The organism is Clostridium sp. 1001283B150225_161107_B6 (assembly GCF_015556325.1).
Taxonomy (GTDB): Bacteria; Bacillota; Clostridia; order Lachnospirales; family Lachnospiraceae; genus Enterocloster.
Genome location: NZ_JADNMD010000015.1, coordinates 115,325 through 135,450 on the forward strand (window position 1 = coordinate 115,325; position 20,126 = coordinate 135,450).

The 20,126-nt window shown below is 46.1% G+C and carries 22 protein-coding genes; all 22 read left to right on the forward strand.

Features of this window, described 5'->3' with window-relative positions:
• Positions 1-20: 20 nt before the first annotated feature.
• The 22 genes from I2H39_RS25430 to I2H39_RS25535 all read left to right on the forward strand — a co-directional run bounded on the left by I2H39_RS25430 (position 21) and on the right by I2H39_RS25535 (position 19,967).
• Complete coding sequence (locus I2H39_RS25430; protein ID WP_195627842.1) at positions 21-569, forward strand: flavodoxin family protein; 549 nt, start codon at positions 21-23, stop codon at positions 567-569.
• A 9-nt stretch (positions 570-578) separates the two neighbouring features.
• Positions 579-1,757, forward strand: a complete 1,179-nt coding sequence (locus I2H39_RS25435) for an iron-containing alcohol dehydrogenase (RefSeq protein WP_195627843.1) — start codon at positions 579-581, stop codon at positions 1,755-1,757.
• Between the two features lie 26 nt (positions 1,758-1,783).
• Positions 1,784-2,623, forward strand: coding sequence for an SDR family oxidoreductase (locus I2H39_RS25440; protein WP_195627844.1), 840 nt, complete (start codon positions 1,784-1,786; stop codon positions 2,621-2,623).
• Positions 2,620-3,366 (forward strand): RibD family protein, encoded by a 747-nt coding sequence (locus I2H39_RS25445; protein WP_243281841.1) that lies wholly within the window; start codon positions 2,620-2,622, stop codon positions 3,364-3,366. The genes I2H39_RS25440 and I2H39_RS25445 overlap by 4 nt, the downstream gene beginning before the upstream one ends.
• Before the next feature lie 19 nt (positions 3,367-3,385).
• The gene (locus I2H39_RS25450) at positions 3,386-4,237 is read left to right on the forward strand and encodes an aldo/keto reductase (protein WP_195627845.1); all 852 of its coding nucleotides are present in this window, start codon (positions 3,386-3,388) and stop codon (positions 4,235-4,237) included.
• Positions 4,230-6,518: an excinuclease ABC subunit UvrA gene (locus tag I2H39_RS25455; protein ID WP_195627846.1), complete on the forward strand. Its 2,289-nt coding sequence runs from the start codon at positions 4,230-4,232 to the stop codon at positions 6,516-6,518. Before I2H39_RS25450 ends, I2H39_RS25455 begins: the two co-directional genes overlap by 8 nt.
• Positions 6,519-6,561: 43 nt before the next feature.
• Complete coding sequence (locus I2H39_RS25460; protein WP_195627847.1) at positions 6,562-6,972, forward strand: cupin domain-containing protein; 411 nt, start codon at positions 6,562-6,564, stop codon at positions 6,970-6,972.
• A 116-nt stretch (positions 6,973-7,088) separates the two neighbouring features.
• Positions 7,089-8,123, forward strand: a complete 1,035-nt coding sequence (locus tag I2H39_RS25465; RefSeq protein ID WP_195627848.1) for a cyclophilin-like fold protein — start codon at positions 7,089-7,091, stop codon at positions 8,121-8,123.
• A gap of 15 nt (positions 8,124-8,138) precedes the next feature.
• A complete protein-coding gene (locus I2H39_RS25470; protein ID WP_195627849.1) occupies positions 8,139-8,459 on the forward strand; it encodes a carboxymuconolactone decarboxylase family protein in 321 nt (106 codons plus the stop codon).
• Positions 8,460-8,471: 12 nt separating this feature from the next.
• Positions 8,472-8,951, forward strand: a complete 480-nt coding sequence (locus I2H39_RS25475; protein ID WP_195627850.1) for a flavodoxin — start codon at positions 8,472-8,474, stop codon at positions 8,949-8,951.
• A 143-nt stretch (positions 8,952-9,094) separates the two neighbouring features.
• Positions 9,095-9,799 carry a response regulator transcription factor gene (locus tag I2H39_RS25480; protein WP_195627851.1) on the forward strand — a complete coding sequence of 235 codons (705 nt, stop codon included), beginning with the start codon at positions 9,095-9,097 and terminating at the stop codon, positions 9,797-9,799.
• A gap of 510 nt (positions 9,800-10,309) precedes the next feature.
• Positions 10,310-10,765, forward strand: a complete 456-nt coding sequence (locus I2H39_RS25485; protein ID WP_195627852.1) for a sigma-70 family RNA polymerase sigma factor — start codon at positions 10,310-10,312, stop codon at positions 10,763-10,765.
• 598 nt (positions 10,766-11,363) lie between these two features.
• Entirely contained in the window at positions 11,364-11,759 is a 396-nt protein-coding gene (locus I2H39_RS25490) for a hypothetical protein (RefSeq protein WP_195627853.1), read from the forward strand.
• A gap of 14 nt (positions 11,760-11,773) precedes the next feature.
• Positions 11,774-12,130: a type II toxin-antitoxin system PemK/MazF family toxin gene (locus I2H39_RS25495; RefSeq protein WP_195627866.1), complete on the forward strand. Its 357-nt coding sequence runs from the start codon at positions 11,774-11,776 to the stop codon at positions 12,128-12,130.
• A 38-nt stretch (positions 12,131-12,168) separates the two neighbouring features.
• Positions 12,169-12,567 (forward strand): recombinase family protein, encoded by a 399-nt coding sequence (locus tag I2H39_RS25500; protein ID WP_195627854.1) that lies wholly within the window; start codon positions 12,169-12,171, stop codon positions 12,565-12,567.
• Between the two features lie 10 nt (positions 12,568-12,577).
• A complete protein-coding gene (locus I2H39_RS25505; protein ID WP_195627855.1) occupies positions 12,578-12,739 on the forward strand; it encodes an SHOCT domain-containing protein in 162 nt (53 codons plus the stop codon).
• Positions 12,740-12,817: 78 nt separating this feature from the next.
• Entirely contained in the window at positions 12,818-14,413 is a 1,596-nt protein-coding gene (locus tag I2H39_RS25510) for a recombinase family protein (RefSeq protein WP_195627856.1), read from the forward strand.
• Between the two features lie 2 nt (positions 14,414-14,415).
• Complete coding sequence (locus I2H39_RS25515; RefSeq protein WP_195627857.1) at positions 14,416-15,312, forward strand: recombinase family protein; 897 nt, start codon at positions 14,416-14,418, stop codon at positions 15,310-15,312.
• A gap of 25 nt (positions 15,313-15,337) precedes the next feature.
• Positions 15,338-16,981 (forward strand): recombinase family protein, encoded by a 1,644-nt coding sequence (locus I2H39_RS25520; protein WP_195627858.1) that lies wholly within the window; start codon positions 15,338-15,340, stop codon positions 16,979-16,981.
• Between the two features lie 185 nt (positions 16,982-17,166).
• Positions 17,167-17,814 carry a hypothetical protein gene (locus I2H39_RS25525; protein WP_195627859.1) on the forward strand — a complete coding sequence of 216 codons (648 nt, stop codon included), beginning with the start codon at positions 17,167-17,169 and terminating at the stop codon, positions 17,812-17,814.
• A 5-nt stretch (positions 17,815-17,819) separates the two neighbouring features.
• On the forward strand, positions 17,820-18,116 hold the full coding sequence (locus I2H39_RS25530; protein WP_195627860.1) for a hypothetical protein: 297 nt from the start codon (positions 17,820-17,822) through the stop codon (positions 18,114-18,116).
• 285 nt (positions 18,117-18,401) lie between these two features.
• Positions 18,402-19,967 (forward strand): DEAD/DEAH box helicase family protein, encoded by a 1,566-nt coding sequence (locus I2H39_RS25535; protein WP_195627861.1) that lies wholly within the window; start codon positions 18,402-18,404, stop codon positions 19,965-19,967.
• Positions 19,968-20,126 lie beyond the last annotated feature (159 nt).

The following is a 20,126-nucleotide window of genomic DNA, read 5'->3' on the forward strand; positions in this document are numbered from 1 at the left end:
ACGAAGGTGGAATAACAACTATGAGCAAAAAAGTAATCATTTTAGAAGGAAGCCCCCGTATAGGAGGAAATACAGACTTGCTGGCAGAGGCGTTTTTACAGGGAGCTGTCGAAGCCGGACATACCGGTGAGAAAATCGCGCTGGCATGGAAAAACATTCATCCATGCCTTGGCTGTGATTATTGCCGGAACAGCGGAAAAAACGAGTGTGTTTACACTGATAGAGACGATTTTGAAGAAATTATCCAAAAGGTAATTGCGGCTGATGTGCTGGTGCTTGCCTCCCCGGTCTATTTTTACAGCTTCACGGCACAGATGAAAACGGCCATTGACCGGTTTTATGCGAGAGAATTTGAGGTCAAGGATAAAACCGCCTATCTCATTACGGCAGGAGCCGCACCCACAGAGGACTATATGGAAACCATGACATCCTGTTTCCGTGATTTCCTGGCTTGCTTTGAGAACTTAAAAGAAGGCGGCATACTCAAAGCCTGCGGCGTAGGCGCAAAGGGCGATGTAAACAGCACTCCGTATCTGGAGCAGGCAAGACAGATGGGCAAGGCTCTGTAAGGGGGAAACATGGACGATTTTATTTATTATAATCCCGTTAAATTGTTTTGCGGTGAAAGCAAACGGGATGAGGTTATCAAACAAATCAAGGAATATGGAAACCGTGTTCTCCTGATATTGGGAGGCGAAAGTTTCGTTAAGAATGGTCATTACGAACCCTTTGCCGATGCGTTGGATCAGGCTGGTCTGATTCGATACGAAATGAAAGGAAACCGGAAACCTTCTTTGAAGGCAGTGAGGGAAGGCATTAAGCTATGCCGGAAGGAGCATATTGATGTTGTTCTGGGAATTGGCGGCGGAGCCTGCATGGATATTGCAAAAACGATTGCATTCGGTGTCAGCCAGCCTGCCGATATCTGGGAATATCTGACCTATGCTCAGTCACCGGATGCGAAGGAGGCACTGCCTGTTGGTACGATACCCACCTTTCCCTCCTCCGGTTCCGATATGAATGGTTCGACACAGATTACCAACGAGGAAACAGGGGAACAGGCCGGTCTTTCCGAGGTGTATCCCCGGTTTGCATGGCTGAACCCCGCTTATGTCATGTCCCTGCCCGTTCCGGCTATGGTGGAGGGACAATTGACCGCATTTGTTCAGGTGTCTATGGCATATCTGGGACTTGAGCGTTCCGAACTGGCGGAAAGTGCCGCACTGCTTTTAATGAACACCATTCGTACCAACTTAAAGAAGCTGGTTCAAAACCCGAATGACCGGGAAGTGCGGACGAATCTGATGATTTCCAGTGCGCTCAATGTTAGCGGGCTTACCTTTATGGGAAAGAGCGGGGATTGGAGTATGTATCCGATCCAGAGCATCCTTCAAAATTACTGCGGCGTTGGTTATAAGCACGCCATCACGGTTTTGTTCCCTTATTGGGTAAAACATATTTATCAGGGACAGCAGGTGGTAAAAGATTACTTCCAAAATGTGTTTGGCATTGATACCGCAGAGAGCAGGGACGAAAAAATTTTGGAGGACGGCATAAACGCACTGTTTGCGCTGTATCGTTCCTTCGACTTTCCTACTTATCTGAATGAGGTTGCATATCGGGACGAAAATCTGGCAGAGCTTCGTGAAATGATTGCACTGGTTGGCGAGCAGCCCTCCATCTATACAACTTTCACGGTGGAAAAAATCGAAGCAATGCTGCTGGAAGCCATTCGCGGAAATGTCCCTCAAAACTAATGTGACGCAAGATGGGAGGTAATGTAATGAAAAAAGAAGTTATGCTCTGGACGGGAGCCGGACAGATTGGCATGGCAATTGCCCGCAGAATGGGCTACGGGATGAAAATTATGGTAGGCGATAAGGAAATAGGAAATGCTCGTGCCATTGTTAAAATCATGAATGACGCGGGTTTTGATGCAGAGCCAATGGAAATGGATTTATCCTCCCATGAGTCTATTTTGAGTTTCATAACGAAAGCTCAGGAATATGGCGAAATCAAAATGCTTGTGAATGCGGCGGGTGTTTCACCAAGTCAGGCGCCCATTGAAGTCATTTTGAAGGTTGATCTCTACGGCACTGCTGTGCTGTTGGAAGAAGTGGGTAAGATCATCGCTCCCGGAGGTGTGGGCGTTACCATTTCCAGTCAGTCAGGATATCGTATGCCCGCCCTGACACCGGAGGAAGATGAACTGCTGGCCTGCACTCCTGCGGAGGAACTGCTCTCCCTGCCACTGCTTCAGCCGAAACACATTCGGGACACACTCCATGCCTATCAACTGGCCAAGCGGTGCAATGTGAAGCGAGTGATGGCGGAGGCGGTCAAATGGGGGCAGCGGGGAGCCAGACTCAACTCCATTTCCCCCGGCATTATCGTAACGCCGCTGGCGATTGACGAGTTCAACGGTCCGCGTGGCGATTTTTATAAAAATATGTTTGCCAAGTGTCCTGCTGGCCGCCCTGGTACTGCCGATGAGGTGGCAAACGTAGCGGAACTGCTGATGAGCGACAGAGGGGCTTTCATCACGGGTGCAGATTTTCTGATAGACGGTGGAGCCACAGCCTCATATTTTTATGGTTCGTTGAAACCACAAGAAACGGTTTGAAAGGAGTTATTACAATGAATAGACCTTATATTTTTTGCCACATGATGATCTCTCTGGATGGGAAAATCATGGGGACTTTTATGGAAACACCAGAGGGAGAAACAGCAGGAAATGTCTTTTATAACATTTCTTTTGGAAGCAATCCCTATTATAAACATCAGGGGTGGCTCTCCGGCAGAGTTACCACGGATGACAACTTTACCTTTTACGAAAAGCCGGATCTGGACGAAAATGCGGAAACTGTGCCGGAGGGTGACTTTGTAGCCCAGCCGGATGCTGGGATGTACTATGTGTCGGTTGATCCTTCCGGTAAACTTGGATGGAAAAACTGCAACCTGACGTACATTGATACCCATGCTCATGTTCTGGAAGTGCTGACGGGCAAGGCCAGCAACGCTTATAGGGCGTTTCTGCGTAAGCTGGGTATTTCCTATATCATTGCAGGAGAGGATTCTCTGGACTATGCCCTTGCGATGGAAAAGCTGAAAACCTTATTCGGCATTGAAACATTGATGCTGGGCGGAGGCGGCGTGTTGAACTGGTCGTTTATTCAGGCGGGAATGTGCGATGAGATCAGCGTTGTGATTGCACCGGCAGCGGATGGCTCATCTGATACTCCGGCACTTTTTGCTACAAGGGGTGGACTTGCAGAAGATAGGCCCGTTGGATTTGAACTGCAGGATGCCGAGGTTAAGGATGGAGGCAGCGTGTGGCTGCGTTATATTGTGAAATCAGGAAAATAAAAAACAGGAGGAAAATGTCATGGAATATGCAACTTTAAAAAATGGAGTCAAAATGCCGATGGAAGGCTTTGGCGTATTTCAGGTGCCGGAGGCAGATATATGTGAACGGGCTGTTTTAGATGCGATTGGAACAGGGTATCGCCTGATCGACACAGCCGCGGCATATTTTAACGAGGAAGCAGTTGGTGCGGCAATCAAAAAGAGCGGCGTTCCCCGTGAAGAACTGTTTATTACCACAAAATTATGGATTCAAGATGCCGGATATGAGAATGCAAAAAAAGCATTCCAGACTTCATTGGATAAGCTGGGGCTGGACTATCTGGATTTGTACCTGATTCATCAGCCGATGAGCGACTATTACGGTTCATGGCGTGCGATGGAAGAACTCTATGAAGCTGGAAAAATTAGAGCGATTGGTGTCTGCAACTTCTATCCGGAGCGTTTGGCAGATCTTTGTGTGAACGCAAGAATCAAGCCTATGGTAAATCAGGTGGAGCTGCATCCGTTTTTCGCACAGGACAGCGCTTTAGAAACCATGAAGGAATTTGAGGTTCAGCCGGAGGCATGGGGACCTCTCGCGGAAGGAAAGCATGGTATTTTTACCAATGAAAAGCTGACTGCCATTGCAGAAAAATACGGAAAGAGTGTGGCGCAGGTGGTATTGCGCTGGAACGTCCAGAGAGGTGTCATCGTTATTCCGAAATCCACGCACAAAGAGCGTATTGAAGAAAACTTAAATATCTGGGATTTTACACTGAGCGAGGAAGAAATGTCTGCAATCGGCGGCCTTGATCTGGGACACAGCGAAATTATCGACCACAGTGCAGCCGAAACAGCCAAATGGCTCAATGGCTGGAAGATCCATGACTGATCAATACATTGAAATTGTCGGGGCATCCGAAAATAACCTTAAACAGGTGAGTGTCCGTATTCCAAAAGAAAAGCTGGTGGTATTGGCAGGCGTATCAGGGTCAGGGAAAAGTTCCCTGGCCTTTGATACAATCGCAGCGGAAAGCAGCCGCCAGTGGCAGGCATCCTACCCTGCCTATCTGCGTAACCGAATGCCTCGTTATGAGCGGCCGGAAGTAGATTCTATTCAAAATTTGACGCCGGTTGTGATTGTGGATCAAAAGCCGATTGGCGGGAACGCCCGGTCCACCGTAGGTACGGCAACAGATATAGCCCCACTCATCCGGCTTTTATTTTCCCGTGTAGGTGTTCCAAGTGCCGGTGGTGCCACAACGTATTCTTTTAATCATCCGCTGGGAATGTGTCCGGACTGCAGCGGACTGGGTGAACAGATGCAGTTAGACGAAGATGCGTTTTTTGATATGGATAAAAGCATTCGGGAAGGAGCAATCCGTTTCTCATTGTTCTTCGATGGCAGTTGGCAGGGCTGGCTTTATCGGGAGTGCCCTCTCCTTGATGCAGATAAAAAGCTAAAAAATTTTTCAGAGGAAGAACAAAATATCCTTCGCTATGGTCCGGTGCAACCCTTGAAAATGCCGTTTACCAGCAATCAGACAGGTTCCGTTTCCATGCTGGAATATGAAGGTGTTATCCCCCGCTTTAAGCGTTTGTACTTAAACCGTGATGTTTCCAGATTAAACCGCAAGGTGCAGGATGAACTCAATCGCTTTTTAACAAAAGGTGCCTGTCCGACCTGCAAGGGAACCGGATTAAATCCAAAGGCGCTTGCATCGAAGATTAACGGATATAATATTGCGGATTTTTATGATATGCAAGTCAGCGAATTGCTTCCGATACTGGGGGAAATTCACAATCCAGTTGGTAGTTCTATTGCACATCAAATTGAAAACAGCCTCAACAGTATGATCGAGGTTGGTCTTGGGTATCTGAGTCTTTCTCGCCGGACGGATACACTTTCTGGCGGTGAGGCGCAAAGGCTTAAAATGGTACGCCATTTAGGAAGCAGTTTGAGTAACCTAACATACATTTTTGATGAACCGACAGCAGGATTACATCCATCGGATGCGGAGCAAATTGGAAAGCTGCTACTTCGCCTGCGGAATCGTCATAACACGGTTCTTGTGGTGGAGCATAGCCGCCAAATGATGGAACTGGCAGACGAGATCATTGAACTTGGTACGGATGCGGGGGCAGATGGCGGTAAGATTGTTTTTCAGGGCAGTTTATCCGAGCTGAAAAAAGCGGACACTTATACCGCCAATCTGTGGCGGGATTCGCTGGCGGTCAATACACAGCCGGAAAGCTGGAAAGAAGCATTTGAAATCACGGGTGCGACACTACATAACCTGAAAAATGTTTCTGTCAGAATCCCTAAAGGTGTTTTGACAGCGGTGTGCGGCGTGGCAGGCTCCGGGAAAAGCAGCCTGATCCGTCAGGAACTTGTTTCAAGATACCCGGACGCTATTGTAATCGACCAGAAAGCGATTGGTATCTCCTCCCGTTCCACGCCTGCCAGCTATACGGGTGTGTTGGATGAAATCCGAAAACTGTTTGCCAAAGAAAACGGAGTCAGTCCACAATGGTTCAGCTTCAATTCTAAGGGAGCTTGCCCGGTTTGTAAGGGAAAAGGAGAAATCACACCGGATGTTGCATTTGCAGACCCGGTGGCTATCCTGTGTGAAGAATGCCGGGGACATCGCTATAATGCAGAAGCACTCTCTTACACATGGCATGGAAAGAATATAGAGGCCGTTATGGCGCTTACGGTTAATCAGGCATTGGAGTTTTTTCCACAGAAAAAGATACAGGAGCGATTAACCGCGCTCCGGGATGTAGGTCTTGGATATATGACTCTGGGGCAGTCTACCAGCTCTATGTCGGGCGGTGAGAATCAGCGGTTAAAATTGGCTGATGAATTGCACAAACAGGGACAGTTGTATGTGGTGGACGAACCATCTGCCGGTCTGCATGAACAGGATGCAAAGAAGCTCCTTGTACTCTTTAAGCGGCTGGTGGAGCAGGGAAATACCGTTGTTATGATTGAACATCGCCCCAGCCTGATTACATCGGCTGACTGGATTATAGAAATGGGGCCGGAAGGCGGCAACAAAGGTGGAAAGATTTTGTTTGAAGGTACGCCGGAAGATTTTATCCAATGTGAAGGTTCTTCTACGGCACAGTATGTCAGGAAGATGATACAGAAAAGAGAATCCAATGGATAGGTAACAAGAAATGATACTCAAAAAATTTCAGGAGGACTTTAACATGAACTTAGAAAAAATCAGTGTATTTCCAACAGGGGAAAAGAACGAAGCATTTGCAAAATATTTTGTTGGACAGAGCTACTTAAATATGCTCTCAACCCAGCAGGTGGTTATCGGTAATGTGACTTTTGAGCCGGGATGCCGTAATAACTGGCACATCCACCATGCCAAGAGCGGCGGCGGACAGATTTTACTCTGCACCGCAGGACGCGGCTATTATCAGGAGTGGGGAAAGCCTGCACAGGAGCTTCACCCCGGAGATGTAGTCAATATTCCGCCGGAGGTCAAGCATTGGCACGGTGCGGCTCCTGATAGCTGGTTTGCTCATTTGGCGGTAGAGGTTCCTGCTGAGAGTGCATCCAACGAGTGGCTGGAAGCAGTGTCCGATGAAGATTACAGTAAGTTAAAGTAGGCACCAGCATTGACTATATGGCGGTAATCATCGGATTGGCAAGTGTAACCATAGTCAGGCAGTGTGTGGGCGCGGATTGACTAATCAGGGTGATTTAGGAAGGAGGAAAATGATAAATGAAGAAAATTATGATGCTGGTTTTTGCATTACTGTTGATGTTTACAATGGGTGCGTGCAGTAGTAAAAATGGGAGTACACAAAGCAGTGTTTCCTCATCCACGGAATCCGTACAGATTGAAAGTGTGACGGAAAAAGAGAAATCTGTCGAAAACACAGCGGATGGTGCAGATACCAACGTGTTAATTGTCTATTACTCCTATTCGGGGAACACAAAAGGCATTGCAGAGCGTCTACAGAAGAAAACAGGCGGCGATCTGTTTGAACTTGTACCGGTGAAAGCCTATTCAGAGGATATGTATGAGGCATCCGACCGTGCCAAGGAGGAATTGGAGTCGGGTAAACTGCCGGAGCTTGTGGGAGAAATGCCCGATCTGTCTGGCTATGACATTGTTTTAGTCGGCGGCCCGGTATGGTCGGAGACACTTGCACCTCCGGTTGCAAGTTATCTGGCGGCAAATGATTTTGGAGGGAAAACCGTCGCACCTTTCTGGACTTATAACAATAATGAGGGTAACTATGAAACAGACATCCGCAGCCAAATAAGAAATGCCGAAATCAAAAACAGTCTTGGCCTATCTCATGTTTCTTCTTATGAAGAAGCAGATTTGAACAAGGAATTAAGCAACTGGCTGAACACGGTTGACGTAAAGCTGGCTGAAACAGCCGTACAGGAAGAAAATCGGATTGTCATTACGATTGGCGGGACAAAAATAGATGCGGTACTTAACGACAGCGAGGCGGCGCAGGAGTTTAAAACGATGCTCCCTGTTACACTTTCTATGACACGTATGGGAGAGCATGAGTATTATGGCGCTTTGGAGAAGCCGTTGACGCATAGGGAGGATTTACAGACTGGCTATACTGTGGGCGATCTGGCGTTCTGGACACCGGGCGACCTATTTGCGCTGTATTTTGACAAGCCGGAGAAAGCCCCGGAAGGATTGATGATCTTAGGACATATTATAAGCGATTTGTCGGTTTTTGATTCACTTGGAAATCCGGAAGAAGTTAATATTCAATTAGCAAAATAGAATGGAGGAAATGAAATGGCAAAACAGACAGCAGGGCGGGATACGCTGGGAGAATTTGCTCCCAAATTTGCAGAACTGAACGATGACGTATTATTCGGTCAGGTGTGGAGCCGGGAGCAGGAACTTTCCCTGCGTGACCGCAGTATTGTGACCGTGGTTTCCCTGATGGCACAGGGGCTGGTGGACAGCTCTTTTCAGTACCACTTGGAAACCGCAAAGAAGAATGGCGTTACTGCCGGGGAAATGGCAGAAATTTTGACTCACGCTGCATTTTATGCAGGCTGGCCCAAGGCGTGGGCAGCGTTTCGCATGGCAAAAGAAGTCTATGCCGACTGATGGAGGGAACCTATGAAAACACTAATTTTATTTTATTCCTATGGTGGAAATACCAGAAAAATAGCAGAGATGATTCAGCAGGAAACCGGCAGTGATCTGGAAGAAATTAAAACAGCTTTTCCGTATGAAGGCGATTATAATTCGGTTGTGAATCAGGGGCAGAGAGAGGTAAATTCCGGCTTTATGCCAGAGATTCTACCATTAAAAGCGGATATTACGACCTATGACCAAATTATTTTGGGAACTCCTGTCTGGTGGTACACGTTCGCTCCGGCGATGAAAACTTTTCTACATGAAAATGATTTGTCCGGCAAAACCATTTACCCCTTTGCCACCAATGGCGGATGGATCGGTCATACCTTTGCGGATTTCAAGAAGGCTTGCCCCAATTCCCGAGTTCGGGACGGATTGAATGTTCGCTTCGATGAGAACAGCTTGTGTACCACGCAAGATGAAATTGAAAGTTGGATCAAGACTATTGTTGTTGGATGAGCATTGTGAATCAAAGGAAATACAGGTAAAAAGTTTATACTGGTTCCATTTCAAAACCATTTGATTTATTTGCCTGTTGAGTTATACAGATGTTGTGAGCTATGTCAAGCGGACATCATTTGCGAGAAAGGAGGCGTACTCCGATGAAGAAAAAGGTGCTGATCATAGATGACGATCTGGCCGTCTGCAAAGAAATTAAATATGCGATACAAAGTGAAACGACAGATGCGTATTATGCCACTTCGGTGCGTGAGGGCTTCGAGCTGTTCACGAAGCAACACTTTTGTCTGGTTATTATGGATATCCTTCTGTCAGAAACGAATGGTGTAGAGTTGCTGCAGGCTATCCGGCAGGCAAAACCTGTGCCGATTCTTGTACTGTCTGCAAAAACAGATACAAGGGATAAAGTATCTGCTTTGAGAGCAGGAGCAAACGCTTACCTGCATAAGCCATATGAATTAGAAGAATGCCTTGCCCATGCCCAGTCGCTGATGGAACTCTATGCCGCTTTACATACGACAGAGAGTCGAAGTTATACACTGGCTTTTGGGATGGATTTAGTTATTGATCCGGTTCGCCATCAGGCAACCTTAAAGGGGGAGTCACTGAATCTGACGCGAAAAGAGTTTGAACTGCTGTTTACTCTTGCCAGCCATGCTGGACAGGTTCTGAGCCGGGAGCAGTTATACAGCCTTGTCTGGAATGAAAGCAATGGATATAACATAGATGAGTTGGTTAAGGCGCATATCAAGACTCTCCGCAGGAAACTGACACCTGCCGGAGCAGAGTACATCAAAAATGTGTGGGGAATTGGATATCAGTTCTCACCAGAAGATCAACAGTCGTAGCGTTTGCCGCGGCTGTTTTTTTCTGTCGAAATATCCCGATATTCTTCCCTGTTTTCTCCCGAATATTTCCCCAGGATTTCCCTTTTATAAGATATCATTTTTTTTGGCAAGCAGTACGCCCGCCAAAAAAAAACGGTATCTTGACGGGTGGTGTTTTCATGTCCATATAGTGACCCTTCAAGCTCCGTTTTGGAGTTTGGAGGGTTATTTTTATGCGCTGGAATTCCGACGCACCGCTGCTCATTCGTAGCAGCGACACTTAACCACAGATAAGAAAAACAGGCTGGATGGTGGCCAGCCAAAAAAATTGCAGTTCTGGAAATGGTCCAGTACGGTCTTAAAGACGAACTGACAGACCATGTAAGACACGAAAGAAAAAAGAACGCCCACAAAGGCATTACGCCAAAAGTGGACGTTCTTTTCTGTTCTAAAGAACCGGAAAGGCGATGCCGCAGCCCACCGCTTGTCCTTCGTTTTCAAACCCAAACGAAAATGAAGGAGGACAAGCCTATGGCAAAGCCATATCGAATTCCGGATTTCAGAAAACTGTATCCGGAGGCCAGCGAGGAAGTCATCGCTGTGCTTAGAACCACAGAAAGAAAAATGCAGTATCAGGAATATGACCTCAAGGCGGAGCAGACCGTCGTGGATCAGGAGAATCAAACCGTGAAGGTCATCCCCAGCCGTGAGGATTCCTATGAACGGCTGCTGGAGCAGGAAGTTCAGTTCCGTGAGGAAGCTGTCAGCACAGAGGATGTGGTGATACGGAACATGGAAATCCAGCAGCTACATAAAGCTCTTTCTCTTCTCTCTGAAGATGAGCGGTATTTGATGGAACAGCTCTATTTTGAGCAGCGGACCGAGAGGGAGCTGGCAGCGGAGTTTCAGCTTTCACAGAAAGCAGTCAATAAGCGCCGCCAGCGGATATTGGAGAAGCTGAGAAAAGAATTACAGAAAAATTTTTAAGAAATTTTGATTTTTTGGTTCTCAAACTTCTCTCCCAACGTGGAAGTAAGTGAGAGGGAATATTTCTCCCTCTGCTGTTCCTTGAAAAATACCGCCGTCAGGCGGTCATATCCAGCGATACAGATACGTTAGCTGTTCAGCCCGGAAGGGAAAAGCGACCCGGAGGATACGCCAGGACCACCTGCAGGAGATAAAACTTCTGTCAAAAACGATAGCATCGAAGGTGCCGAGCGGGAAATGTCCGTCCCAAAGCGGCTCATGGCAGGCCGCCTTGCAATGACCTGAACAGCCTATAATGATACTTCCGTCCAGTCACAGCCCCCTGAAGGGGATCACGCAATGAGGGCGGCTCCGGGAGAACCTCGGAGGGGTGAGAATCCCATGACGGCTTTTAGCCAGAGCCGGTCTGTAGCCGCTGCCCATAGGGTACCACACGGTACTCTGCTCCGGGAAGTAGTGTCAAATAGGAGCAGATGAAAATGAAGAACAAGTTTTATATTTTCATGTTAGAAACTACGGCGGCAGATATTTAAAAGCGAATCTGATCTGCCGCCGTCCTTGTGGCATGAAAGCCAAAAAAAGAAAAGGAGCAGAAACGATGGAACAGGAAACGTATGACATGGTCAAAAAAATTCTGGATACGGATGGAATGGGGTATGCATATCTGTACCCGCTGGATGGAGGGGTAAGACAAGAGTACCTGATTTCCACCACGCCGGAGAATCTGGCTAATTTTATAGGCAGCCATTTTGAAGATGCCCAGAAGATGGTGATAACGGATGTTCTGGACCGCCTGATTGTGGATACCGTCGGGGGATTCCTTGATACCTGCCCCAACCAGAAACTGTGCCAGGAGCTGATCGGGTATCTGGCGCCGATACAGATGGGGGATAAGGAACCGGGAGAAATCCTTGCCGTGGACAGAGCGGCATCGGAGGAATATTTTAGTGAAGAAGATCGAATGGTTACCATTATGGAACTTTTTATGGGATGAGGGAGGATTTTATGATGCAGATTAAGAAAGGGGATGTCTACTATGCAGATCTGACCCCGGTCATTGGATCAGAGCAGGGTGGAGTGCGTCCTGTGCTGATTATCCAGAACAACATTGGAAACCGTTATAGCCCTACCGTCATTGTGGCGGCCATAACCACTAGCCATTCCAAACATCCTCTTCCCACCCATGTGCGGCTGTCCGGTAATTACGGGCTTCGGCGGGATTCTATGGTGCTGCTGGAACAGGTACGGACCATTGACCGGTCCCGTCTTCGGGAATACATAGGACGGCTGGAACCGGAGGAACTGCAGTTTGTGGATCAGGCGCTGGCGGTCAGTCTCGGTATGGAGCAGACAGTGTCCGCATAGCAGATGTATGTAAATCTATAAGTCAGGAGGAAAAAGTATTGAATCAGGAAAAGAGAGCATGGGTCTACTGCCGCATTGATGCGCCGGAGGACACCCACGGAGCAATCAAGGAGCAGCGAAAACTTTTGATGGATTATGCCGACCAGATGGGTTTTCCTGTGGTCGGATGTTCGGAGGATCTGGCGTCCGGGATGGAGCTTAACCGTCCCGGACTGAAACGCGTCACGGAAGCGGCGCAGGCGGGAAACGTGGATGTACTGCTCGTTCAGAATATTTCCCGTATTGGCAGGGATACCTGCAGGGTAATGGAATATCTGGAGCAGCTTCGGCAGAGAGGCATTACTGTCTATTCCCCGATGGAGGGAAAACTGGATTTTTCATTCCAGCGGTTCATCGGAACGTGTCTGGGTGAAGGGAATAGCTGTCCCAGCTTATAGGAGGATTTGTATGGGAGCAAAAAAAGAAACGAGGGAAATGCAGTATAAACTGGCAGTAAAGCTGCTGGATCTGATGCTGAAAAACGGCTTTCTGCAGCCGGAGGAATATGAGAAAATCGATGCCTTAAACCGTGAATCTTTTTCGCCGGAGCTTTCCGAAGTATATGCGTAAAAACACTAGCTATCTGGAAAAAGGTGTGGTATTGTGTGGTGCTAACAGGAGAAGCCGATTCTCAGAAAGGAGAAAGACATGGGAAAGAAAATCACGAAAATTGAACCTGTCAGTCAGCGCCACACACAGGAAACAACCCCCATCATACGGGTATGCGCTTACTGCCGTGTCAGCACGGGAACCGCGGAGCAGAAGAACTCCTTCGAATCGCAGGTACAGTATTATACCCGCCTGATTGATGAAAAAGACGGCTGGGTATGCGTCGGCATTTACGCGGACGAAGCGCGGAGCGGGACGAAGGTAACGCACCGCGATGAATTCCAGAACATGATGCGGGACTGCAGGCTGGGAAAGATTGATCTGATCCTTACCAAGTCCGTTACCCGGTTTGCAAGAAACACTGTGGACAGCATCCGCGCCATCCGCCAGCTCAAAGAGCTTGGCATCGGCGTTTACTTTGAAAAGGAGCGGGTCAACACCCTGTCGGAAAAGAGCGAACAGCTATTAACAATTCTAAGCTCCATTGCGCAGGGAGAATCCGAGAGTATTTCAACCAATAATAAATGGGCAATCGTCCGCAGGTTCCAGAACGGAACCTATACGATAAGCGATCCGGCATACGGTTATGTAAACGATGAAAACGGAGAGCTGGTTATTCAGCCGGAAGAAGCAGCGGTTGTCCGGCGAATTTTTGAAGAATACCTGTCCGGGAAGGGTTCCTATGTGATCGCAAAGGAACTGCAGAAGGAGGGTATCCCCACCATAAGGAATGCAAAGCAATGGCAGGAAGGTGTGGTCAAAGGTATTTTGAAGAACCCAGTATATGAGGGGGACCTGCTTCTGCAGAAGTCCTATGCAACAGAGGGAGTTCCGTTTACAAGGAAAACCAATCGGGGAGAGCTGCCGCAGTACCTGATCACCGATAACCATGAGCCAATCATCACCAGAGAAGAAGCACAGGCAGTACGCCAGCTTTATGAATACCGCAGACAGAAACAGTGCAGGGATGATGTGGCTGTCTACCAGAACCGGTATGCATTCAGCAGCCGGATCATCTGCGGGGAATGCGGGGCTGCGTTCCGCAGACAGAAGATTTACATTGGGAAACCGTATGAAAAAATCCAGTGGAGCTGCCACCAGCACATCACGGATATTACAAAATGCAGGCAGAAGCCGATCAGGGAGGATGTCATCAGACAGACGTTCCTCACACTCTGGAACCGGCTGGCCAGCAATTACGAAGAAATCCTGCTTCCCCTGCTGGCAGTTTTAAAGGCGGTGCCGGGCGATCCGGCGCAGGAACAGGAAATCGGGGAACTGGAACAAAAAATACAGGAATTAAAGAAGCAGAGCCATATGTTGCGGAAAGTCCTTGCGGGCGGCGACATTGGCTCTGCTGTTTTTATAGAACAGCGTAACCGGATTGACGCAGAGCTGGAAGCGTCAAACCGCAGGCAACAGCGGCTCAAGGAGCAGAAAGTGTTTGAACAGGAAATCGCCCAGACAGAATACCTGCTGACGGTATTCCGAAACCGGCCAACTATTATAGAGGAATTTGACGAAGAACTTTTCCTGATGATTATTTCTCAGGTAACGGTTTATCCGGGACGGCTGGAATTTAAGCTGAAAAATGGTCTGGAACTGAACGAAACCTATGGAAAGGCGGTGGAGTAACCATGCAGCGACATATGCCACTTGGCTACCGGATTACAGACGGGAAAGCAGAAATCATACCTGAAACCGCACAGATGATAAAGAAAATTTTTGATGACTATTTAAACGGGGTTTCCACCTACCGGATCGCCAGAACCCTTACGGAGCAGGGTGTCTTAAATGCCAGCCATAAGCCCTCCTGGAATCATGGATCGGTAGGGAAGATTCTGGAGAACCAGAAATACAAGGGTGACGATTTCTATCCCCCGCTGATTGACGCAGGGATTTTTGAGCAGGTGCAAAAGCGCCGCAGGGAAAAGGCAGAGAGTCTTGGCCGTATCGCGCAGCTGAACAGCTACGCCAACAAAAGCCTGTTTGGCGAGGTCATGGTCTGCGGAATCTGCGGCCAGCCCTACCGGAAATATGTGGAACACTGTAACCAGCCGGGAGAAACCGTGCGCTGGAAGTGCAAGCATTACATCAAAGGGAACCGGGTGCGCTGCCGCAACATTTTCCTGAAAGAAGAACAGATAGAAAATGCGTTCCTTGCGGCAGTCAATCATGTCATCGCTGCCCCGGCCCTGCTGGAGCGGAGCATGGCATCAAAGCCGGAAACGGAAAATGCCGCAAGCAGGCTGCTGGCCGGACAGATACAGGAATGTCTGGAAACCGGGCAATATACAGCGGATGGGCTCAGGCGGCTGGTATTTGACCGGGCAAGGGCGCAGTATCAGGCTGCGGCCATTGATGACGGCAGGTACAAGACAGAAAAACTGAAAGCGGCACTGGAGGACAGGGAACCGCAGACAGAGTTTGATCCGGCGCTTTTCCGGGAAACCATCCAGAAAATAATTGTAGAGGAGGATGGCAGGCTGCGGATCTATCTGCAGAACGGTCTGTCCATTGATATCAAAGTCTAATAACGAAGAAGGAGGAACTACATACATGGCAACAGCAGGAAAGAAAAATATTTCAGTCATACCGGCGATGCCGGCTTATGACCGGACCATCCGTCCGCAAATGAGAACTCTGAGGGTAGCGGCTTACTGCCGCGTCAGTACCCTGATGGAACAGCAGGAAAGCAGCTATGAGGCACAGGTAAGTTACTATACGGAAAAGATCAAGAGCAATCCCAACTGGAAACTGGCGGGCATTTACGCTGACGATGGGAAAAGCGCCACATCCACAAAAAAGCGCGCGGACTTCCAGTCCATGATTGATGACTGCATGGCAGGAAAAATCGACATGGTCATCACGAAATCCATCAGCCGCTTTGCCAGAAACACAGTGGACTCTCTGATGAATATCCGCAAGCTCAAGGAAAAGAACATCGCGGTGTTTTTTGAGAAAGAGGGAATCAACACGCTGGAGGGCAGCGGCGAGCTGCTGATTACCATCTTAAGCAGCCAGGCACAGGAAGAAAGCCGGAACATCAGTGAGAACTGCCACTGGGGAATCGTCCGGCGGTTTGAAGATGGCAAGGTCATCGTCAACCACAACAAATTTTTAGGCTACACTAAAGATAAAGACGGAAATCTCGTGATCGTGCCAGAGGAAGCGGAGCTGGTGCGCCGGATCTTCCGTCTTTTTTTAGAGGGCAACAGTAGCTACCGAATTAAAAGGATACTGGAAGCGGATGGCATTCCCACGGTCACGGGCCATACGGAATGGCAGGCAACGGTGATCGACAAAATGCTCTCCAACGAGAAGTACATGGGCGACGCCCTGCTGCAGAAAACCTACACGGTGGACTTCCTGACCAAGAAAAAGGTAATGAACCGGGGACTGGTGCCGCAGTATTATATCGAGGATGACCATGAACCGATTATCCCCAAGGAACTGTTCCACCGGGTACAGGAGGAAAAAGCCCGCAGAGCCAGCATCTACCGGCCAGCCTCTAGGAAAAAGGGCGCTGAAATCAAAGGCAAATACAGCGCCAAATATGTGCTGTCGGACATCATGGTCTGCGCGGAGTGCGGGCAGCCATACCGCAGGCAGGTCTGGTCAAAATACGGGCAGAAACGGGCGGTGTGGCGTTGTGACAACCGTTTAAAGCACGGTTCCAAACGGTGCAGGCATTCCCCAACCTTAAAGGAAGAAAACCTGCATGAAGCGATTATGGCAGCCATCGACAGCGTGGTGGAGGATCAGGGTGAATTTGTGCAGGCGTTCCGGGAGAATGTCATCCGGATCATAGGGAGCTACTCCAAAGCCGCAGAGCCAACGGAATATGACGGGCGGATCGAAGAACTCCAGCAGAAGATGATGAAGCTCATCGAGGACAGCGCAAAATCGGAATGCGCGGATGAGGTATTCGATAAGGAGTACCGCATCATAGCGGATGAGATTAAGGAGCTGAAGAAGAAAAAAGCTAAGGTGGTTCGGGAGCAGCAACTGGCGGAATCCTACGACCAGAGGATGCAGGACATGGAAACCTACATGAAAAAAGCGAGATACCTGAAGAAAGAATTTGATGATGATCTCGTAAGGCGACTGCTGCGGGCAATCAAAGTCATCAATGAAAGCAAGATAGAGATACAGTTTCAATCCGGCATTGTGATAACACAGCGGATGGATTTTGAGGACTGAAAGACGGCGGGGGCCGATCCAGAAAGAATGCTCCTGCCGGGTACATAAACTCTGTTAAGAATAAAATCCTCAGACAGCGGGCTGAGGGTTTTATTGTTGGCAGAGGTTGTAGTAGTATACTTCATACCGATATATGTGATAAAATAAAGGCAAAATATAAATTTTAGATATAGTGGGGTGGAATTATGGATAAAAACAAACCTTTACCAGAACATACGAAATTAGATTATTATGAATGTTACGCCAAAATAGTATTGGAAAGTCTGTTTTCAACCCAGTTTGATTTGGAAATAAGTGATAAGCCAGATTTGCAGGATGAATCAAACGGAATTGGCATTGAAGTGACACAAGGTAGAAATTCGAAACAACAGGAAATCGAAAGTCTTTATACTAAGTTGAATTATGATAAGGATAGTGATCCTGACAAGCTAAAAAAGCAGATTGAAAGGTGTGGAGGGAAATTAGAAGGAGGTATTTTAAGTGGAATTTCTGAGTCGGATGACTTCGGATACTCTATAAAGGCATTTCAGAAAAAGATAGCGAAAATAAATGCAGGTGGATACTTGCCGATGAAGCAGTATGGTTTGTTCATTTTTGATGACTGTCTGGATATGACGCCAGAACATAGTGTAATCAGAAATGTAGCTTCCAAGATGCTGGAATGCCAAGAAAGTGAAAAAGTGAAGTACCAAGATGTTTATATTTGTACTCCAAGTATATTCTGGCATCTAAATTTTCAAGAGGATTATATTAAGGGATATGATATTTCAAAACAACAAGTAGAATGGGCGATGAAAGCCCGTGAAATGGTCGAAGAAAAAGAGATAATATAAATTGAATGCTACGAAGAATAAAGCTCTTGATAAGTATCAACATCAAGGGTTTTATTGTTGGTAGTATTTACTACTGGCAAAATCATTTCTTTTTTGGTGATGCCATGAGCAGCCCCAAATCTAAAAATCTATGGTATAATCTAAAAGCAGGACAGGACAAAACGAGTGTCAAAAAAAAGCTCGGCGTCCATTTTGGCAGGAATTATAATGGCTCCGCCAAGGCCAAACTGCGCCTTTGGGGAATCTTTTTCACAGCCTCAACACATGTGGAAACCGTCACGCTTCTCGTGAGAAAACCTTGATTCTAGGCGGGTTTGCGGGAGTATTTGGGGAAAATGGAGTTGTGTTTTTGCGGATGGTGAGATGGATAAGTTTCCGCAGATAGGGGGACGGGGATAACGCCGGAGAGTTTGAAAATGAGGGTTTTGTTGGAGAAAAGATACAATCCGGCAAAACCCATACCCTTTAGCAAAACGTGAATATCTCGGCATATCGCCTTATTAAAGCAATTAGATAGGGACAGATAAGGGATAATAATTAGTAAGGTAAAGATACATGAGGATGGCAGTAGAAGGGAAGTGACGTATATGGAAAATCTTCGATATTATCAAAAAGAGGCGGTTGAGAATATATATGAATTTTTCAAATCTGATAAATGTAAAGCCAAAATGTATATATCAACAGGGCTTGGTAAAACGGTAATTATTGCGGCTGCGATACAAACAATATTAAAAAATAATAATGCATCTATACTAATTTTGTCATCGAGGTCTATGCTGTGTGAGCAGATAAAAACTGTAGTATTTCAAATGATTGAAGATGTGAGTATAGCAACACATGTACATGAACTAAAAGAACAAAAAATTCTAATTACGACATATCAAGATGTTATTAAAAACAGATTGAACTTTAGCCGATTTAATTTTATGATTTGTGATGAGGCTCAATTTTTAAAAAAGGAAAGTTGCCTTGAACTGTTGAATATAGAACATATAAAGGCTTTGGGTGTGCTGCAAAATTTAGAATCATCTGAAGATTGGTTTTATGATGCAGAATGTTTATATACATATACGACCAAAGATGCAGTAAAAGATGGTTATAGTGGGGATATAACTGAAAGAGAATTTATAGAGCGCTTTTTAATAAAATTATTAGATTATCAAGGATATAAAAATATTTTAAGAGAAGTAAAAATATCCAACGAGCCTAAAAGTAGTATGCGAGCAGATATAGTTGCGGAAAAAGATAAAAAAATAGTTATAGAAGTGAAGTCTTACAGAAGTTTATACAATTCAAAGGTTATTCTTAATAATGCTTTAAAGCAAATTTTGCAATATAAACAGATTATGCTTTCTAATAATCGAGCTGAAGAAATCTCTTTTGTTATTGTCATGCCATGCGAAATCGATGAAGATTCACAAAGAGATATTTTTGATAGATTTGATGTGGAAATATGGGATATAGGTAATTTGATATATTTATGTGAGGAAAACAAGGATTTATTGCAATTATTGACAAGTTGCATTCCATACTCCACTTTGGAAGTAGAAGCAAAAAAACCAATAAATATAAAAGTAGAAACAAATGACATTACAATAGATGAAGAGACAATATCTTATGTAGAAGTTTTTCAAGAGAAGCTGGAAAAATGTAAATCGGGTAGGTTGGATAATGCAGATAAGAAGTATGAAAAAATTTGCACAGAAATAATAAAATATCTATTTGACACAGAGTTTTTTAAAATTTCAGAACAGCATAAAACAGATGATGAGATGTTCCGTATGGATTTGTTGTGCTCGTTAAAAGGGACAACGGAGTTTTGGAAATTTCTTATAACATTTTATCATACAAAATTTGTTGTCTTTGAATATAAAAATTATTCGGATTACATTTCACAAAACTTAATATATATTACAGAAAAATACTTATTCCCTGTCGCGCTAAGGAATGTGGCTTTCATTATTTCACGAAAGGGGTTTGATTCAAATGCCCAGAAGGCAACTTTAGGGTGTTTAAAAGAAAGTGCAAAATTAATTATTAGCTTGGATGATAATGATTTAATAAAAATGATATATATGAAGGAAAATGGTGAGGAACCATCGGATTACCTTTTAAATAAAGTTGAACAAATATTGATGTCGGTAAGTAAATAACCTATGAAAAAAAGCTTCATATTTATCTACCACATAATTTATGTGAAAAATTTGTTAAAGGGGTGATTTTAATTAAAATGGGGTAAGTGGGGTGAATGGACAGATTAAACTTACCCACCGCACTTTTATAATAAATTCTTTTGCCATGTAGTATAAAAC

Bases quoted from the DNA above. Each gene is read 5' to 3' on its own strand.
- I2H39_RS25440 (WP_195627844.1), top strand. From the start codon at position 1,784: ATGAAAAAAGAAGTTATGCTCTGGACGGGAGCCGGACAGATTGGCATG.
- I2H39_RS25455 (WP_195627846.1), top strand. From the start codon at position 4,230: ATGACTGATCAATACATTGAAATTGTCGGGGCATCCGAAAATAACCTT.
- I2H39_RS25470 (WP_195627849.1), top strand. From the start codon at position 8,139: ATGGCAAAACAGACAGCAGGGCGGGATACGCTGGGAGAATTTGCTCCC.
- I2H39_RS25525 (WP_195627859.1), top strand. From the start codon at position 17,167: ATGGATAAAAACAAACCTTTACCAGAACATACGAAATTAGATTATTAT.
- I2H39_RS25535 (WP_195627861.1), top strand. From the start codon at position 18,402: ATGGAAAATCTTCGATATTATCAAAAAGAGGCGGTTGAGAATATATAT.
- I2H39_RS25475 (WP_195627850.1), top strand. From the start codon at position 8,472: ATGAAAACACTAATTTTATTTTATTCCTATGGTGGAAATACCAGAAAA.
- I2H39_RS25465 (WP_195627848.1), top strand. From the start codon at position 7,089: ATGAAGAAAATTATGATGCTGGTTTTTGCATTACTGTTGATGTTTACA.
- I2H39_RS25520 (WP_195627858.1), top strand. From the start codon at position 15,338: ATGGCAACAGCAGGAAAGAAAAATATTTCAGTCATACCGGCGATGCCG.
- I2H39_RS25490 (WP_195627853.1), top strand. From the start codon at position 11,364: ATGGAACAGGAAACGTATGACATGGTCAAAAAAATTCTGGATACGGAT.
- I2H39_RS25505 (WP_195627855.1), top strand. From the start codon at position 12,578: ATGGGAGCAAAAAAAGAAACGAGGGAAATGCAGTATAAACTGGCAGTA.
- I2H39_RS25530 (WP_195627860.1), top strand. From the start codon at position 17,820: ATGCTACGAAGAATAAAGCTCTTGATAAGTATCAACATCAAGGGTTTT.
- I2H39_RS25515 (WP_195627857.1), top strand. From the start codon at position 14,416: ATGCAGCGACATATGCCACTTGGCTACCGGATTACAGACGGGAAAGCA.
- I2H39_RS25510 (WP_195627856.1), top strand. From the start codon at position 12,818: ATGGGAAAGAAAATCACGAAAATTGAACCTGTCAGTCAGCGCCACACA.
- I2H39_RS25450 (WP_195627845.1), top strand. From the start codon at position 3,386: ATGGAATATGCAACTTTAAAAAATGGAGTCAAAATGCCGATGGAAGGC.
- I2H39_RS25460 (WP_195627847.1), top strand. From the start codon at position 6,562: ATGAACTTAGAAAAAATCAGTGTATTTCCAACAGGGGAAAAGAACGAA.
- I2H39_RS25485 (WP_195627852.1), top strand. From the start codon at position 10,310: ATGGCAAAGCCATATCGAATTCCGGATTTCAGAAAACTGTATCCGGAG.
- I2H39_RS25495 (WP_195627866.1), top strand. From the start codon at position 11,774: ATGCAGATTAAGAAAGGGGATGTCTACTATGCAGATCTGACCCCGGTC.
- I2H39_RS25480 (WP_195627851.1), top strand. From the start codon at position 9,095: ATGAAGAAAAAGGTGCTGATCATAGATGACGATCTGGCCGTCTGCAAA.
- I2H39_RS25430 (WP_195627842.1), top strand. From the start codon at position 21: ATGAGCAAAAAAGTAATCATTTTAGAAGGAAGCCCCCGTATAGGAGGA.
- I2H39_RS25435 (WP_195627843.1), top strand. From the start codon at position 579: ATGGACGATTTTATTTATTATAATCCCGTTAAATTGTTTTGCGGTGAA.